Origin of the sequence: Bradyrhizobium forestalis (assembly GCF_002795245.1) — a bacterium.
GTDB lineage: Bacteria > Pseudomonadota > Alphaproteobacteria > Rhizobiales > Xanthobacteraceae > Bradyrhizobium > Bradyrhizobium forestalis.
Map to the genome: position 1 here is coordinate 104,435 of NZ_PGVG01000009.1, position 16,846 is coordinate 121,280.

Annotated in this window: 17 protein-coding genes; 6 read left to right on the forward strand and 11 right to left on the reverse strand. The window is 65.8% G+C overall.

What is annotated here, in order from left to right:
* Positions 1-103: 103 nt before the first annotated feature.
* On the reverse strand, positions 104-1,288 hold the full coding sequence (locus CVM73_RS13405) for a DUF2125 domain-containing protein (protein WP_100232452.1): 1,185 nt from the start codon (positions 1,286-1,288) through the stop codon (positions 104-106).
* 110 nt (positions 1,289-1,398) lie between these two features.
* On the opposite strand from CVM73_RS13405, the gene CVM73_RS13410 reads away from it, so the two are divergent.
* Positions 1,399-2,010: a gamma-glutamylcyclotransferase gene (locus tag CVM73_RS13410; protein ID WP_167406817.1), complete on the forward strand. Its 612-nt coding sequence runs from the start codon at positions 1,399-1,401 to the stop codon at positions 2,008-2,010.
* Positions 2,011-2,268: 258 nt separating this feature from the next.
* On the opposite strand, the gene CVM73_RS13415 is transcribed toward CVM73_RS13410, so the two are convergent.
* From CVM73_RS13415 to ftsE, 4 genes are all read right to left on the reverse strand, one after another.
* Entirely contained in the window at positions 2,269-3,042 is a 774-nt protein-coding gene (locus CVM73_RS13415) for a lysophospholipid acyltransferase family protein (RefSeq protein ID WP_100232454.1), read from the reverse strand.
* 22 nt (positions 3,043-3,064) lie between these two features.
* Entirely contained in the window at positions 3,065-3,769 is a 705-nt protein-coding gene (locus CVM73_RS13420; RefSeq protein ID WP_100232455.1) for a YdcF family protein, read from the reverse strand.
* Positions 3,770-4,078: 309 nt separating this feature from the next.
* The gene (locus CVM73_RS13425; RefSeq protein ID WP_100232456.1) at positions 4,079-5,047 is read right to left on the reverse strand and encodes a cell division protein FtsX; all 969 of its coding nucleotides are present in this window, start codon (positions 5,045-5,047) and stop codon (positions 4,079-4,081) included.
* Positions 5,040-5,699: a cell division ATP-binding protein FtsE gene (gene ftsE / locus CVM73_RS13430; RefSeq protein WP_100232574.1), complete on the reverse strand. Its 660-nt coding sequence runs from the start codon at positions 5,697-5,699 to the stop codon at positions 5,040-5,042. The genes CVM73_RS13425 and ftsE overlap by 8 nt, the downstream gene beginning before the upstream one ends.
* A 192-nt stretch (positions 5,700-5,891) precedes the next feature.
* Between ftsE and CVM73_RS13435 the strand changes: the two genes are divergently transcribed.
* Together CVM73_RS13435 and CVM73_RS13440 are read left to right on the forward strand one after the other, a co-directional pair.
* Complete coding sequence (locus CVM73_RS13435; protein WP_167406818.1) at positions 5,892-6,770, forward strand: MJ0042-type zinc finger domain-containing protein; 879 nt, start codon at positions 5,892-5,894, stop codon at positions 6,768-6,770.
* Between the two features lie 38 nt (positions 6,771-6,808).
* Entirely contained in the window at positions 6,809-7,183 is a 375-nt protein-coding gene (locus CVM73_RS13440) for a response regulator (protein WP_100232458.1), read from the forward strand.
* A gap of 141 nt (positions 7,184-7,324) precedes the next feature.
* Here CVM73_RS13440 and CVM73_RS13445 read toward each other — a convergent pair whose 3' ends face one another.
* A complete protein-coding gene (locus tag CVM73_RS13445) occupies positions 7,325-9,985 on the reverse strand; it encodes a TIGR02302 family protein (RefSeq protein ID WP_100232459.1) in 2,661 nt (886 codons plus the stop codon).
* 168 nt (positions 9,986-10,153) lie between these two features.
* Here CVM73_RS13445 and CVM73_RS13450 point away from each other — a divergent pair, with 168 nt between their 5' ends.
* Together CVM73_RS13450 and CVM73_RS13455 are read left to right on the forward strand one after the other, a co-directional pair.
* Complete coding sequence (locus CVM73_RS13450; RefSeq protein WP_100232460.1) at positions 10,154-10,537, forward strand: carboxymuconolactone decarboxylase family protein; 384 nt, start codon at positions 10,154-10,156, stop codon at positions 10,535-10,537.
* 120 nt (positions 10,538-10,657) lie between these two features.
* Positions 10,658-11,548 (forward strand): NAD(P)-dependent oxidoreductase, encoded by an 891-nt coding sequence (locus tag CVM73_RS13455; protein WP_100232461.1) that lies wholly within the window; start codon positions 10,658-10,660, stop codon positions 11,546-11,548.
* A 23-nt stretch (positions 11,549-11,571) separates the two neighbouring features.
* Here CVM73_RS13455 and lysA read toward each other — a convergent pair whose 3' ends face one another.
* The 3 genes from lysA to argH form a co-directional block, all read right to left on the reverse strand.
* Complete coding sequence (gene lysA / locus CVM73_RS13460) at positions 11,572-12,837, reverse strand: diaminopimelate decarboxylase (protein WP_100232462.1); 1,266 nt, start codon at positions 12,835-12,837, stop codon at positions 11,572-11,574.
* 23 nt (positions 12,838-12,860) lie between these two features.
* A complete protein-coding gene (gene lptM / locus CVM73_RS13465) occupies positions 12,861-13,154 on the reverse strand; it encodes an LPS translocon maturation chaperone LptM (protein WP_100232463.1) in 294 nt (97 codons plus the stop codon).
* 93 nt (positions 13,155-13,247) lie between these two features.
* Positions 13,248-14,645, reverse strand: coding sequence for an argininosuccinate lyase (gene argH, locus CVM73_RS13470; protein WP_100232464.1), 1,398 nt, complete (start codon positions 14,643-14,645; stop codon positions 13,248-13,250).
* Positions 14,646-14,746: 101 nt separating this feature from the next.
* Between argH and tlpA the strand changes: the two genes are divergently transcribed.
* Positions 14,747-15,412, forward strand: a complete 666-nt coding sequence (tlpA, locus tag CVM73_RS13475; RefSeq protein WP_100232465.1) for a thiol:disulfide interchange protein TlpA — start codon at positions 14,747-14,749, stop codon at positions 15,410-15,412.
* 80 nt (positions 15,413-15,492) lie between these two features.
* Here the strand turns inward: tlpA and CVM73_RS13480 are convergent, their stop codons facing one another.
* Both CVM73_RS13480 and CVM73_RS13485 read right to left on the reverse strand, forming a co-directional pair.
* A complete protein-coding gene (locus tag CVM73_RS13480) occupies positions 15,493-15,687 on the reverse strand; it encodes a putative motility protein (RefSeq protein WP_035965699.1) in 195 nt (64 codons plus the stop codon).
* A 226-nt stretch (positions 15,688-15,913) separates the two neighbouring features.
* Positions 15,914-16,795 (reverse strand): 3-hydroxybutyryl-CoA dehydrogenase, encoded by an 882-nt coding sequence (locus CVM73_RS13485; RefSeq protein ID WP_100232466.1) that lies wholly within the window; start codon positions 16,793-16,795, stop codon positions 15,914-15,916.
* Positions 16,796-16,846 lie beyond the last annotated feature (51 nt).

Below are 16,846 nucleotides of genomic sequence, written 5' to 3' on the forward strand. Positions count from 1 at the left end.
CCCGAAGGACGAGCCCGGAATCCATTGTGCCAAAACACGCGCGGTGAGATGGATTCCGGGTTCGATGCTCCGCATCGCCCCGGAATGACGAGGCTACAAATTGTCAATACAGCGGCGGAATCTGGCCGACCTTGACCGGGCCGAGCAGAACGGCGCCGTCGACGAACTTCAGCGGGAAGCTTCTCGCCTTCTTGCCTTCCAGCGTGCTCTCGGTGCCGATCGAATTGATGCCGGCGGCAACGCCCGCATTGGCGTTCTGCTTGATGACCTTGCCGAGGCCGGGCACCGCGCGGTCGAGCGCGCCGAACAGATTGTTGAGGTCCTGCGACTTCACGCCGGGCGCGACGCGGTCGAGCGTTGCCTGCGGCACGCCCTCCTCCAGCATCTTCTCGATGCCGAGCGCCGGGATCACGCGCTCGAGGCCGGTCACCGTCATCTGCAATTCGCCGTCAAGTCGGCCATTGGCCGAGAGGCCGAGCGTGCCGGCCGCAACCGCGATCATCTCGCCCTGCTGGATCCGCGACTGCACGATCTCGATGTGACCGCCGGCAGCCTGGATCTCGCGGAAGCGCTGCGGCCAAGGCTTTGGCGTGAGGTCCGAGAGGCCGGTGACCTTGGCGCGGGTGTCCGCCTCGAACGGCTCGGCGAGCAGCGGATGCACGCCCTGGATGCTGCCTTGCGCGACATGGAGCACGGTCTCGATCACAGGATGATCGGCCGGCGAGCCGTCGGCAAGGCGGCCATGCAGCTCGACCTGCTTGGCGCGCGCAAGCGGCACCTGCACGCTGCCGTCGAGACGGTTGAGGCTGGGATCGTCGAACACGATGGAGGCCCGGTCCGGCACGGCCGGCAAGCCGGCCACGCTGGCGCTGCCCTTGCTCCAATTCACAGCGAAAGTGTTTTGCGTCACGCCATCGATCAGCGTCGCAGGCGCGGAGAATTCGGCGATGACGCGCTTGGGATCGTAGACCTGGGCCACGACCAGGATGTTGTCGAGCTTCGCCGTGAACGGCGTCTTGCTCGCGTTTTGCGAGACCAGGGCGACGCTGGCGCCGGAACACTGAACCTCGAAGCGGAATGGGAAGCCGGCGATCGAGCGCTTGGTGCAATCATAGATGCGGCCGGACTTGGCTTCCTGCGCGCGCCAGGCGTCGGCGGCGATTTCGGCCTGCGACGCCGCATAGAACCAGAAGCAGCTCCACGCCACGGCGAGGATCAAAACGAAAACGGGTGCGATGAAAAGGCCCCAGCGGGAGCGGCGGCCTGCGGCAACGGTCATATTGGACATGCGGCAACCCTTTGATCCCAGATTCAGGCAAATGTAAGCGAGGCCCGCCCGCGACAAAAGGCGGAGAAATCGCTTCGCTTGGCGGTACAGTTCTGGTAGCCGTGCCCGAAATGTCGGAAATCGCCCTCCCCTCCGTCACCACTGCCCAGGACGACCTCTGGGTGTTCGGCTACGGCTCGCTGATGTGGCGGCCGGGCTTCGAATTCGAGGAGCGCGTCCCGGCGCGACTGGTCGGCGAGCATCGCGCGCTCTGCGTCTATTCCTTCGTGCACCGCGGTACCCCGGAAAAACCTGGCCTGGTGCTCGGCCTCGACCGCGGCGGCGCCTGCCGCGGCATCGCCTTCCGCGTCGCTGAAAAGAACCGCACTGAGGTCGTCGCCTATTTGCGGGAGCGCGAGCAGGTCACCTCGGTCTATCGCGAGGTGATGCGCTCGGTGTGGCTGGAGAACGACGCGCGCCAGCGCGTCTCCGCGCTCGCCTACGTCGTCGACCGCGGCCATGTGCAATATGCCGGCCGGCTGTCGCTCGCCGAACAGCACCGCCATGTCATCCAGGGCCACGGCCAGTCCGGCGCCAACCGCGATTACGTGACCGCGACGGTGAAGGCGATCGAGGCCGAAGGCTTTCGCGATACGCCGCTGCATCAGCTTGCAATGATGCTGCATGGTGATGCGCATTCCCTGCACGCGGCGGGTCGGGACGAAGACCGCGAAAGCCGCTAAAGCCTGATGAGATCAGGTTTGATTGCTGCAACGGAGGTGCACTCCCTCTCCCGCTTGCGGGAGAGGGTTGGGGAGAGGGTGTTTCCGCAATGGGACAATCCCCAAGAAGAGAAAGCCCTCACCCGGCGCCATAGCCGATGCGAAGCATCGGCGTCCTATAGAACGGCGGCCGAAGGCCGCCTATGCCGACCTCTCCCGCAAGCGGGAGAGGTTCGAGCGAGCCTGCGGCTAGCCGATTCAACTTAAAGCCATTCCGCTTTAGCCGCCGGTCGGCGCGTAGCTCGGTGCGGAGCCGATCAACTGCTCCTGCTCTTTCCGCCCCGCTTCTACGAGACGACCGGTCGCGCCCTCGATCGCGGCTTGAACGCGGGAGAGAAACTCGTCCTTCGGCAAGCCCGGCGGCAACGGCTCGAGAAACTCCACCACCAGCGTGCCGGGATAGCGCATGAAGGTGCGGCGCGGCCAGAACAGGCCGGAGTTGAGCGCGATCGGCAGGCATGGCACGCCGCAGGACGAATAGATCTGCGCAAAGCCGGTCTTGTAGGCGGGCGGCGCGCCGGGAGCACGGCGCGTGCCTTCCGGAAAAATGACGAGCTGCCGGCCACTGCGCACCGCCTCGCGCGCCCGCCGCGTCATGTCGAGCAGCGCTTTCACGCCGGCATTGCGGTCGATCGCGATCATTCCGGTCTTGACCAGGAATTGACCGAACACCGGGATCTGCATGAGCTGGCGCTTGAGGATGAAGATCGGCCGGTTGAAGAAGCCCGGCAGCACGAACGTCTCCCAGAACGACTGATGCTTGGCCACGATCAGCAACGGCCCTTCCGGGATCTTCTCGACCCCGCGGAATTCCACCTTGATGTTGCAGACCACGCGCATCAGGACCAGCGTTGCCCTGGCCCACCATTTCGCCACCGTCAGCATCGCACGCGGTGGCAATGCGAAGGTCGGCAGCGCGACGATCGCAAGGCACACCAGCACGGCATAGAACAGCACGTTGAATACGAGCGAACGCAGGAAAATTGGGAACATCGACGATCCGATCAATTGCCGATCAATTGGCCTGTGCGGTGGCGGGCCGCTTCGGCTGCTGACCTGCAGGCTGCTCCGACATCTCGGGCGAAAGGTCAATCCCGAAATCCTCCAGCCGCACCCTGAGCTCGGCCGCGATGTACTTGACATATTCCGACAGGAGCAGCCGCAGCGTCGAGCCTGAGGTCCACCACGGCTCCTCGCGCCATTTGTCGCCGACCACCGCGAACGGGATCAGCGTCGTCTGTGGCATCGCATGCGAGAACTCCACTAGCGCGCGCGGCATGTGATAGTTGGAGGTGACCACGATCAACGATTTGAACCGGCGCCCTTCGGCCCAGCGCCGCGCCTCCGCCGCGTTGCCGCGGGTCGAGAGCGCCGTGCGGTCGAGATCGACGCAACAGGTCATGAAGGACTGGTTCTCTGGCAGGGTCCGGGAGATGTCGCTCGCCGTCGAGGTCGGATGCACGCCGGAGATCAGAAGCCGCCTGCCGTAGCCGGCAGCTAGCAGCTCCATGGCGTCCGATACCCGCGAGGAGCCGCCGGTCAGCACCACGATGCCGTCTGCCTTGCGGTCCGGCACCATCTCGGCGCCGCGCAATTGCGACAGGAACGCAATGAAGCCGGCCGCCGCGCCGACGAAGGCGAGCGCGATCGTCGACACGATTGTCGCGCGCAGCCAGCCGCGCGGCAGTTTCGGCGATCGATCGTCGGTCGGCGAGGTCATGCGATGTCGGTGATCCCTTCCCTGAGTGATTTTATGACGTTTTGAGGCGAAGTGGAGTCTTACGAATGTAAAGAACACTCGGGCTGCGAACTCGGCCACCCTCTCCCCTTGTGGGAGAGGGTGGCTTCGCGGCAGCGAAGCCGGGTAAGGGGTATCTCTCCGCGAGTTCACCTCTCGCGATTCGAGTGGGCGGAGAGATACCCCTCATCCGGCGCCATAGCCGAAGCTTCGTTTCGGCGTTCTTAAGAACGGCGGCCGATGGCCGCCTATGCCACCTTCTCCCACAAGGGGAGAAGGGAAGAAAAGAACTCAATCCACATCATTCAAGGTCGCAAACAGCGTCTGGCGCGAGGCCACCGCGGTAATGCCGCCGATCAGCACGGCCTGGACCGCGAGCACGATGTAGCCGGATGGCCGCAGCGAGAAGGTGCCGAGCAACGCGGCGAACTGGTCGCCGACGGGGGTACCGGAAAACCAGCCTGCGATGGACTCGGAGAAGCCGAACACCAGCATGGCGGCGCCGCCGCCGATCACGCCGCCCTCCAGGCCCAGCCTGAGGAAATGACGCAGGAAATGATTGGCGATGTAGCGGTCGCCGGCGCCGACGAAATGCAGGACCTCGACGATCGGACGGTTCGCCGCCATGGCACCGCGGGTCGCGAACGACACCGAGATGATGGTTGCGACGATGACGAGCGCGAGGATGCCGAGGCCGGCAAGCACGGTGGCGTTCGTCATCAAGCGCATGCGCTCGATCCAGGCGCGGTGATCGTCGACGCTGGCGCCCGGCGCGACCTGCGTCACGCGCGCGCGCAAGGCGCTGAGATCGAGCGGCGTGCCCGGCTGCACGCGTGCGATGATCATGCGCGGCACCGGCAGATCGTCCATCGACAGACCGGTGCCGAGCCAGGGCTCGAGCAGCTTGCCGCTCTCCTCCCTGGTGAACGGCTTCACCTCGACGATACCGGCTTGCGCGCGCATCGCCTCGGTCACGGCTGCGGTGTCGCGCTCGAGATCGCGGCCCGCCTGCGGACGAACCTGGATCGTGATCTCACTCGCGACATCCGACTGCCATTCGGCGGCGGAGGCACTCACCAGCAGCACCGTGCCCGTGGCCATCGAGGCGAGGAAGGTCATGATGGCGACCACGGCGACCAGCGCTCTGCCGTGGATCGAGGCGCGCGGCACGATCGGCGACATGTTGCGCGCCTTGGCCGGAAGCTGCGGACGCTCCTGTCCGAGGTCGACCAGCACGCCGCGCTCGTCTAGTCTACTCATAGACGTGCAACCGTCCCTGGTGCAGCACCAGCCGCCGTGCTTCGTATTGATCCATCAGGCCGATATCGTGCGTGGCGATGATGACGGCGGTACCTGATTTGTTGAGCTCGATGAAGAGCCGCAGCAGGCGCCGGCCGAGCGTCGGGTCGACGCTGCCGGTCGGCTCGTCCGCGAGCAGCAGCTGCGGCCGCGAGATCACGGCGCGCGCGATCGCCGCGCGCTGCTTCTCGCCGCCCGACAGGATCGGCGGCAGCGCATCCATGCGGTCGCCGAGGCCGACCCAGCGCAACAGATCGATCACCTCCTTGCGGTAGCTCGACTCGCTGCGGCCCATGACCCGGAACGGCAGCGCGACGTTCTCATAGGTCGTCATGTGGTCGAGCAGGCGGAAATCCTGCAGCACGATGCCGATGCGCTTGCGCAGATCCGCGATCTCGTCCTTGCCGAGCTGCGAGACGTCGTGGCCGAACAGATTGACGAGGCCCCGCGTCGGCCGATGCGACAGGAACAACAGGCGCAGCAGCGAGGTCTTGCCGGCACCGGACGGTCCGGTGAGAAACTGGAAGGAATGCGCCGGGATCTGGAAACTGAGATCGCGCAGGATCTCCGGCCCCAGACCGTAACGCAATCCGACATTTTCGAACCGAACCAAGCTCAGCTCCGTTCGAGAGGGGGCGCGGGTCGCGCTGCGGCGTTCCGCCATGCGCGATCAACGGGTTTTGCCGCCGTTATGGTTTCCGGTTCGTTAACGGTCGCCCTGTAGCATAAAGGGCGCCCGGTTCTCCGCGACCGTGACATCGTCAAGACCAGTCCAAGACCTTCGTTCATGCATCAAGGCTCGTCCATGCATATCGTCTGCCCTCATTGTATGACATCCTACGCCATCAAGCTCGCGAGCCTTGGGGCGAACGGGCGAGCGGTCCGCTGCTCCCGCTGCAAGGAGACCTGGATCGCCCACGCCGAGGATGCCATCGAGGAGGCATCCGTTCCGGTCCTGGCCGCGGCGAGCCGAGCCGACGACCAGTCCGACCTCGCCGAGCAGTGGAACTCCTATGCCAAGGACGACGGCACCGCTGATGCGCCGGTCGTCGACAGTCCCTCGATCGCCAGCGACTGGCCGGATGAGGAGGCCCACGAAACCGAGAACGAATGGTCAGCGGCGGCCCGGCAGGCCGAGGAGGAGGCCGCCGGCGCGCAGCACCAGTCCTGGTTCCGTGACCTGTTCCGCCGCCGCGGCGCACGGGTGAGCCGCCCCGTCGCCACCACCGCTCCGCGCAAATCCTATTTTGGCCTGCCGACCGCCTGCGCCGCGATGGGCGCGCTGGTGCTGGCACTGGTGATCTGGCGCGGCGACGTGGTGCGGCTGCTGCCCCAGACGGCGGCGTTCTACAAGATGGTCGGGCTCGAGGTGAACCTGCGGGGCCTCGCCTTCAAGGACGTCAAGCTCTCCAGCGAGACCGTGGACGGTAAGCAGGTGCTGGTGATCGAGGGCGTGATCGTCGGCGAGGGCAAGAAGCCGCTCGATATCCCGCGGCTGCGCTTTGCCGTACGCGATGCGCAAGGCGCGGAGATCTACGCCTGGAATACGGTGCTGGAACAGACCGTGCTGCGGCCCGGCGAGCGCGCCTTCTTCCGCTCGCGCCTTGCCTCGCCGCCGCCGGAGGGCCGCAATATCGACGTTCGTTTCTTCAACCGGCGCGACATTGCCGGCGGCAGCGTATAATCGACCCTGCAGGGGAGGGTGATCCCAAGGTTGGTCTCATGCCGAAAATCTTGATCGCCGACGACGAGGATTCGATGCGCACGCTCGTGGCGCGCGCCATCGCCATGGACGGCCACGAGACCGTCACCGCCCAGGACGGCGCCGAGGCGCTGGAGATCCTGACCCGCGAGGACGGCGCCTTCGACCTGTTGCTCACCGACATCCAGATGCCGGTCATGGACGGCATCGCGCTGGCGCTCTCCGCCGCGCGCGATTTCCCTGACCTGACCATTTTGCTGATGACCGGCTTTGCCGACCAGCGCGAGCGCGCCTCGAACCTCAATGCGCTGGTGCATGACGTCGTGACCAAGCCTTTCTCGGTCGCCGACATCCGCACGGCCGTGGCGGATGCGCTGGCAGCGAGGAAGGGGTAGCGCGGCGCGGCCGCACATTCCGCGGTCATGCCCCGGCTTGGCCGGGGCATCCAGTACGCCGCAGCTTCTCGATCGAATCACAACTGTCTCGGAGTACTGGATCGCCCGGTCAAGCCGGGCGGTGACACTGAGATTGCCGCCTCAGAACTCCTTCAGCAGCCGCTCGAGATAGTCGAGCTCGATCTGCGGGCGCGAGGGATCGCCGAGACGACGGCGGAGCTCTTCGAGAATGCGGCGGACACGCTGGGTGTCGATCTCGCCGGGGATCTTGACCGTGTAATCGTCGCCATATTCGCGCCCATGCAGCGGACGGCCGAGCGGATCGGTCTGATTGCCGCCGCTCTGCTGACGGCCGGCGCGCTGGCCGGGGCCGTCGCCCTGGCCGTCACCATCGCCCTGCTGCATCGCCTCGGCCATCTTCTGCGCACCCTTGCGCATCGCGTCGAGCGCCTTGCCCTGCGAGTCCACGGCGCCATCGGCATTGCCCTCACCGAGCTTTGATCCCGCATCGCCCATGGCGCCGTCGGCTGCATCCAGACTGCCGTCGTCATCGCCCTGGTCGCCATCCTGATCGCCGTTCTGGCCGGGCTGGCCCTGGTCCCCTTGCTGGCCCTTCTGTCCCTGTTGGCCTTTCTGCCCCTTTTCCCCCTTCTGCATGAGGCCGCGCTTGGCCAGCTCGTCCTGCAACTTCTTCAGGCGGTCGCGCAGCCCCTGCTGGTCCTGCTGCAGCTCCGACATGGACTGATCGCCCTGCTGCTTGCCGCGCGAGCGGTCGCGCCGGGAATCCTGGCCCTGCTTGAAGGTCTTGTCGCGCAACTGCTGCTGCTTGCGGATCATGTCGCCGAGCTCGTTGAGCGCCTGCTCCATGTCGCTCTCGCCGGACTGCCCCGGCTGCGCCATCTGGAGGCCTTCCAACATCTGCTGGAGCTGGTCGAGCAATTGCTTGGCGGCATCCTTGTCGCCGGAGCGCGACAGGCGCTCCATGCGGTCGATCATGTTCTGCAGATCCTGCTGGCGCAGGACTTTGGTATTCGGGTCGAGCGGCCGTGCCAGCTGCTGCGGGTCATTGTTGTTGCGGAACTGCTCGGCGAGCTGACGCATGAAATCGTTCAGCGCCTGACGCAGATCCTGCGTGAGCTTCTTGATCTCCTCGTCGCTCGCGCCGCGCTCCAGCGCCTGCTTCAGCGCGTCCTGAGCCGCCCGCAACGCCTTCTCGACATCGGAAATCTTGCCGTCCTCGATCGTCACCGCAAGCGCCCACAGGCTTGCAACGACCTCGCGCAGGGCATCATCGGTGCGCGCGGCCTCGAGCTGCCGGGCGACGCTGTGCAGGCCGAGATATTGCCCGGGCTCCGGCGTGAACATTTCGGGCGCGATCATCAGCGCGTCGAGCGCGGCATAGACGTCGGAATTCTTGTTGGCGTCGAGCGCGAGAATGCGGCGCTGCTCGATCAGTGCGCGTGCCAGCGGCTTGGTGAACAGCCGCTCGGGCAGGCGCATGTTGAACGGCTCGCTCTTGGCCTCATTGCCGGCCTCGTCCTTGGCCGTGAGGGTCAGCGTGACGTCGGCGCCGGCATAGGGATCCTCGCTGAGATCCTTCACGGATTGTCCGACGCCGTTGCGGGTCCGCGCATTCGGCAGCGCGAGCGGGAATTGCGGCGGCTGGAACAGCGGACGCGGAGCCGTCCTGCTGTCGCCATCGCCGGCAGCAGCCTTCGCACCGCCCTTGGTACCGTCCTTGGCATCGTCCCGGGCATCGGTCGACCGCGGGGCAAATTTCGCCTCGGCGCCGGTGACGCCGTAATCGTCCTCGATCTTGTAGGAGAGCTGGAGCGCGCCGCGCGCCTGGCGCTCCGGGTCCTTGGCGAGCGCGATCGTCGGCGGACGGTCCGGCGTGGCCGCAAACGCCCATTGCGGCTGGCCGGAGGGCGCGCGGACATGCGCGGTGCCGTCGCCGGAAATGGCAAAATGCTTTTCGTTGGTCCCCTTGGGGCTGGCTTCAGTGGGGGCGACCTCCTTGAGTCCGCCGGAGACGGCGACATCCAGATTGCCACCGGAGGAGCGCACGATCAGGGTCGAGCTGGCAGGAACGGCAAGCGGGCCGCTGGCGGGCAGCGCCGCGGCCTCCTTGTTGGCAGCCGACAGGATGACCGGCGGCCTGCCGGTGTAGAGCGGCGGCGTGACCCAGGCATCGACGCGAACATTGGTCGGCGCCAGCACCCCGTTCCAGTCGAAGGCGGCACCAAGGCGCATCGCACGCTCGTCACCGGCGGCGAAGAAGGTCGCAACCAGCATCACCATGACCAGGGCACGCAGCGCCCAGGGGTCGTGAAGCGCAAGCCGCGGGTGCGGTACACCGGCGCGGATGCGCTTGATGGAGGCCGGCGCCCGCTCGCGCTGCGCCTGCCACAGCGCCTGCGCGACCGGGTCCTGCGAGGTCAGCGTGTCCGTGAGCGTGGTGGCCGGGCGGTGACGGATGCCGGAGCCACGGTCGAGCCGGGCGAGCGCTTCCTCGCGGCTCGGCCAGCGGAAGCGAATCAGCGGGAACAGGGCGACGACCGCGATCACGGCGAAGAGCGCAAGGCCGACGGCCCGGGCAGCAAACGGCACGGCAAGCCAGAGGCCGGCCCAGGACACCACAAGGAACAGGCCGATGACCGTCAGCAGGCGCGCCGCACTGGGCCAGGCCCGCTCCCACGCGATGGCATAAATAGCCCGATCAAGGGCCTGCGCCAGCTTCAGCCGCGACAGCGCATCACTGTCGCGGATCGGGTCTGACGGGTCGGGGGTGACGCCGTTCAATCAATTCTCCAGGTTGCCCGGTAGAGAAAAGCCTATCACAACGGCAGCACTGAGGCATCCGTTCCTGTACGGGAGAGCCTCCTTTTCCCGCATAACACGAGGACGTGACTGGCCCGGCGCAACCCCGTAATTTCCGCGCGCCATCCCCGAGGGAACGAAGGAAACGCCATGGACAAGAAGATGCACGACAAGGGCCTGGAAGTCCGCAAAGCGGTGCTGGGCGAGGCCTATGTCAACAACGCCCTGAGGAACGTCGACGATTTCAACCGTCCGTTCCAGGAGATGCTCAACGAATATTGCTGGGGCGCGGTGTGGGGCCGCGAGGAACTGCCGCGCAAGACCCGCAGCATGCTCAACATCGCCATGATCGCGATCCTCAACCGCCAGCACGAGTTTCGCGCGCATCTCAAGGGCGCGCTGACCAACGGCGTCACCCGCGAGGAGATCCGCGAGATCCTGATGCAGGTCGCGATCTATGGCGGCATGCCCGCTGCGGTCGACAGTTTCCGCATCGCGCGCGAGGTGTTCGCGGAGATCGACGGGAAGGCGTGAGCAGCGCCAATCTCCGCCGTCGTCCCGGACAAGCGGAGCGCAGCGGAGCGCTGATCCGGGACGACATCGAGGGAGGAATGCGCATCTTCTACAACAACGAAAACCAAACAAGGAAACACCATGGACATCGGATTCATCGGGCTCGGAAACATGGGTTTCCCGATGGCGCGGCGGCTGATCGAGGCGGGACACAGGCTCGTGGTGTTCGATACGCGCAAGGAGGCCATGGACAAGCTGGTCGCGCGCGGCGCGACTGCGGCGGCGTCGCCGAAGGACGTCGCCGATCAAGTCGAGACTGTCATGGCGAGCCTGCCTTCGCTGCAGGCTTCCCTGGACGTTGCCACCGGCGCAAACGGCGTGATCGAGGGCAAGCGCGCCAGGCGTTTCATCGATCTCTCCACCGTCGGCTCGGCGATGGCCGCGAAGATTCATGGCCTGCTCGCCAGGCGCGGCATCGTGCAGATCGACTGTCCCGTCTCCGGCGGCGTCGGCGGCGCCGAGAAGGGCACGCTTGCGGTGATGGTGTCGGGCCCGAAAGCCGAGTTCGAGCTGCTCAAGCCCGCGCTCGACGTGATCGGAAAGGTCTTCTTCATCGGCGAACAGCCCGGCACGGCGCAGACCATGAAGCTCGCCAACAATTTCCTGTCAGCCACCGCGATCGTCGCAACGTCGGAAGCGGTGGTGATGGGCGTAAAAGCGGGGCTCGATCCCGCCGTCATGATCGACGTCATCAACGCGGGCTCGGGCATGAACACCGCGAGCCGCGACAAGTTTCCGCGCTCGGTGCTGCCGCGCACATTCGACTTCGGCTTCGCCACGGGATTGATGGTGAAGGACGTGCGGCTGGCGCTGGAGGAGATGAAGCAGCTCGGCCTGTCGATGGAGGTCGCCGACGCGGTCGGACGGTTGTGGGAAACGGTGATCAGCGCGGAAGGCGCCGAGTCCGATTTCACCGCGGCGATCAAGCCGATCGAGAGGAAGGCGGGGGTTGTGGTCGGCGGGACGAAATAACGCCAGTTCCGTAGATCAATTGCTCACAGCCACGGCGCCGGCGTATCCATCGCGATGAGCTGCTCGACCTCGATGCGCGGGCGCACCACCGCGTATTGGTCGCCCTTCACCAGCACCTCGGGCACCAGCGGCCGGGTGTTGTAGGTGCCGGCCTGCACGGCGCCGTAGGCGCCCGCAGTCATGATGGCGAGGAGATCGCCCGGCTTCGGCGTCGGCAGCGTGCGGTCGAGGGCAAGATAGTCGCCGGTCTCGCAGACCGGGCCGACCACGTCGGCCACGATGGTGGCGGCGCCCTTCGGGGCTTGCGTCACCGGCAGGATGTCGTGATGGGCCTCGTACAGCGTCGGGCGGATCAGATCGTTCATGGCGGCGTCGATGATGACGAAGTTCTTGCCGTCACCGTGCTTCACATAGATCACCCTCGCGACCAGGATGCCGGCATTGCCGACGATCATGCGGCCCGGCTCGAACATCAGCGTGCAGCCGAGATTATGGCTGACGCGCTTGACCATGGCGGCATAAGCGGCGGGCGCCGGCGGCGCCTCGCGGTCCATGTAATAGGGAATGCCGAGACCGCCGCCGAAATCGACGTGGCTGATGTCGTGGCCGTCCGACCGCAGTGTCTGCACGAATTCGGAGAGGATGCGGAACGCGGTCTCCATGCCGGAGAGGTCGGTGATCTGGCTGCCGATATGCACGTCGGTGCCGGTCACCTGGATTCCGGGCAGCTTCGCTGCGCGCGCATAGACCTCGCGAGCATGCACGATCGGGATGCCGAACTTGTTCTCGGACTTGCCGGTGGAGATCTTGGCATGCGTGCCGGCATCGACGTCGGGATTGACGCGCAATGAGATCCGCGCGGTCCTGCCCATCTCGGTCGCCAGCCGCGACAACAATTCGAGCTCCGGCTCGGATTCGACGTTGAGGCAGAGGATGTCGGCGGCGAGCGCGGCGCGCAGCTCTGCTTCGGTCTTGCCGACGCCTGAGAACAGGATCTTGCTGGCGGGAATGCCGGCGGCAAGCGCGCGCTTCAGCTCGCCGCCCGAAACCACGTCGGCGCCAGCGCCCAGCTTGGCCAGCGTGCGCAGCACCGACTGGTTGGAGTTCGCCTTCATGGCGTAGCAGACCAGCACCTTCTCGCCGGCGAAGGCCTCTGTGAAGACGCGGTAGTGCCGCTCCAGCGTTGCGGTCGAATAGCAATAGAACGGTGTGCCGACGGTCGCGGCCAGCTCGGACAGGTTCACCGCCTCGGCGTGCAGCACGCCGTTGCGATAGTCGAAATGGTTCATGGCGCAGGCTCGGTTGTCTCGGCTTATTTCTTGCCGGGAGGTTCGTCCAGGAGCGGGTCGAGAATGAACGGTTTCTTCCGGCCCTTGGCCGCCGCGGGCGCGGCATCCGCACCAGTGGCGGGATTGAACACGCTCGGCGTCCGCTGAGCTTCGGTCTCGGTGTCAGTCGGTGCGGCGCCGCTGGCCGCGGGCGCGTTGGAGGCGGTCGGCGGTAGATCCAGCGGACCTTTGCGGCCGCAGCCGGCCAGCGCAAGCGCCGTCAGGCTCAAGACAATGATGGCCCACCCCGAGCCGGCCAGGCGAAACTTTGACGTCACGACGAAATCCCCACTACGCGCGGCGCACCATACAGAGATTGGCGCATTCTGGCGAGAGCCGGATGACCATGAAACATCAGCGAAATTCTGCCCTCAGCCCAATTTTCGCTCTTTTTCCAGCCGCTTCGCCCAGGCCTTGGCCTGCGACGCCACGTTCTTCGGCGCGGTGCCGCCAAAGCTGGTCCGGCTCTTCACCGACGATTCGACCGAGAGCACGCCGAGCACGTCCTTGGTGATTTTGGGCTCGATCGCCTGCATCTCCTTGAGCGGCAGCTCGTGCAGCGCGACGCCGCCCTCGGCGGCCTTGGCGACGATGCGGCCGGTGACGTGGTGGGCCTCGCGGAACGGCATCTTCAGCGTCCGCACCAGCCAGTCGGCAAGATCGGTCGCGGTGGCGTAGCCCTCGCCGGCGGCCACCTTCATCTTGGCTTCGTCGGGTACGAGGTCGCGGACCATGCCGGTCATGGCGCGGATCGCCAGTGACAGCGCGGCAAAACCCTCCATGGCGCCCTGCTTGTCCTCCTGCATGTCCTTTTGATAGGCGAGTGGCAGGCCTTTCATCACGATCAAGAGGCCGTTGAGCGCGCCGATGACGCGGCCGGTCTTGGCGCGCACCAGCTCGGCGGCATCCGGGTTGCGCTTCTGCGGCATGATCGAGGAGCCGGTGGTGAATTTGTCGCTGAGCCGGATCAGTCCGACCAGCGGCGAGGTCCAGATCACGATCTCCTCGGCAAAGCGCGACATGTGCACGGCGCAGATCGAGGCCGCCGACAGCGTCTCCAGCACGAAGTCGCGGTCGGACACCGCATCAAGCGAGTTCGCCATCGGCCGGTCGAAGAGAAGCGCCTTCGCGGTGGCGTGGCGGTCGATCGGGAACGAGGTGCCGGCGAGCGCGGCGGCGCCGAGCGGGGATTCATTCAGCCGCTTGCGCGCGTCCTGAAAACGGCCGCGGTCGCGTGCGGCCATCTCGACATAGGCCAGCAGGTGGTGACCGAAGGTGACGGGCTGCGCCGTTTGCAGATGCGTGAAGCCGGGCATCACGGTTGCGGCGTGCTCCAGCGCGCGCTCGACCAGCGCCCGCTGGAACGCGGCGAGCGCGGCATCGGTCTCGTCGATCACATCGCGGACGAACAGACGAAAGTCGGTCGCGACCTGGTCGTTGCGCGAACGCGCGGTGTGCAGCCTTCCGGCGGCGGGGCCGATCAGCTCCGACAGGCGGCTCTCGACATTCATATGGATGTCCTCGAGCGCACGCTTGAATTCGAAGCCGCCCTTGCCGATCTCTGACAAAATCGTGTCTAGACCCTTGCCGATATTTTTCGCATCAGAGGCCGTGATGATGCCGTTCGCGGCGAGCATCGCGGCGTGGGCCTTGGACGCGGCAATGTCCTGGGCGAAGAGGTGACGATCGACGTCGATGGAGACGTTGATCTCTTCCATGATCTCGTCGGGACGTTCCGAGAACCGGCCGCCCCACATCTTGTTGCTCATGATCCCCTGCTCACGCCTTGATTTGCCGCACGTTTGCTGGCCGCAGCCAGCCGTATTAAGAGGCCCCTGATAGCCATATCTGCGACCGGATGACAAACGATATGCTCGACCAGAAGCCCTCCGCCACGCGCCGCATCCCCCTCGTCATCGCCACCGTGGCGATCGGAGGACTGGCCGGCTTCGCCGCGCTGTACGGGCTAGGCCTCAGCCGGGCGCCGTCAGGCGACCCCGCGTGCCGGACAGCGGTGGCCACGGCGCAGAAGATTGCCCCGCTCGCCCATGGCGAGGTGGCGGCGCTGACCATGGCGAGCACCCCGTTGAAGCTGCCCGACCTCGCCTTCGACGACGCGGACGGCAAGCCGAAAAAGCTGTCCGACTTCCGCGGCAAGACCCTGCTGGTGAACCTCTGGGCGACCTGGTGCGTGCCTTGTCGAAAAGAGATGCCGGCGCTGGACGAGCTCCAGGGCAAGCTGTCGGGCCCGGATTTCGAGGTGGTGGCGATCAATATCGACACCCGCGACCCCGAGAAGCCGAAAACCTTCCTGAAAGAGGCCAATCTTGTCAGGCTCAGCTATTTCAGCGATCAGAAAGCCAAGGTTTTTCAGGATCTTAAGGCTATAGGCCGGGCACTGGGCATGCCGACCTCGGTGCTGGTCGACCCCCAAGGCTGCGAGATCGCGACGATCGCGGGGCCGGCGGAATGGGCGAGCGAGGACGCGCTCAAGCTGATCCGCGCCGCGACCGGCAAGGCCGCCGCGTCGCTCTAGAAACCTTATTGGCGCATGATCTGATCGGAAAACCGGTACCCACTTTGCGCTAACGCGGCCCTTCGGGTCCGGATCATGCGCTAGGCCGTCACGTTGAGATTGCCGCCGACGCCGGCGCCGACATTGGCGAGCGAAGGCTGACCGGCACCGAGCAGGGTCAGGACGGTGGATTTCTCCATATCCATGTTCTGCTTGGTCAGCGTCGCCGCGATATTCGACTGCAGCGCGCCTTGCTGAGCGGCCAGCATGGTGCTGACCATTGCCATCATGTCCATTACGCGAACCCTCGTACCGGCCGTAACCTAGGCGCGAGGGGTTAATGGGACATGAATTGTCACGGGTGCTGTGGGGTGGGCTGTATTCGTGTCCCGGACAAGGCGCGGCACGAAGTGACGCGCCGCAGAGCCGGGACCCATGCTCCAGCGTGCACGCGGCTCCTGGGCCCCGGCTCTGCTGCGAATCGCTGACGCGCTGCGCAGCCGTCCGGGGCACGAGAGAATCTTACCGCGTCGGCACCGGCTTGGCGCCGCGATAGTCGTAGAAGCCGCGCTGGGTCTTGCGGCCGAGCCAACCGGCCTCGACATATTTCACGAGCAGCGGGCACGGGCGGTACTTGGAGTCGGCGAGCCCCTCGTGCAGCACCTGCATGATGGAGAGGCAGGTGTCGAGGCCGATGAAGTCGGCAAGCTCGAGCGGGCCCATCGGATGATGCGCGCCAAGCTTCATCGCGGCGTCGATCGCCTCGACATTGCCGACGCCTTCATACAGCGTGTAGATCGCCTCGTTGATCATCGGCAGCAGGATGCGGTTGACGATGAAGGCCGGGAAATCCTCGGAGACCGCGACCTGCTTGCCGAGCCTGCCGACGAATTCCTTGGCGGCCTCGAAGGTGGAGTCGTCGGTGGCGATGCCGCGGATCAGCTCGACCAGCTCCATCAACGGCACCGGATTCATGAAGTGAATGCCGATGAAGCGCTCCGGGCGGTCGGTGGCGGCGGCCAGCCGCGTGATCGAGATCGAGGACGTATCGGAGGCGACGATCGCCTCCGGCTTCAACACGGCGCAGAGCTCGTGGAAGATCTTGCGCTTGACCTCTTCCTTCTCGACCGCGGTCTCGATGACGAGGTCGCAATCAGTGAGATCATCGAGTTTTTCGGCGGGCGTGATGCGCGCCATCGCCTTGACCTTGTCGTCCTCGGTGACGACCTTTTTGGAGACCTGGCGGGCCAGATTGCCGTTGATGGTGGCCATGCCCGACTTGAGGCGGTCGGCCGAAACGTCGTTGAGCACCACGTCGAAGCCGGCGAGCGCCGCAACATGCGCGATGCCATTGCCCATCTGACCCGCGCCGATCACGCCGACCTTCTTGATCACTGCCGCCATAATGTCATCCACCGGAACGGCGCGCATATCGCGCCCTGCCTATCCCCTGAG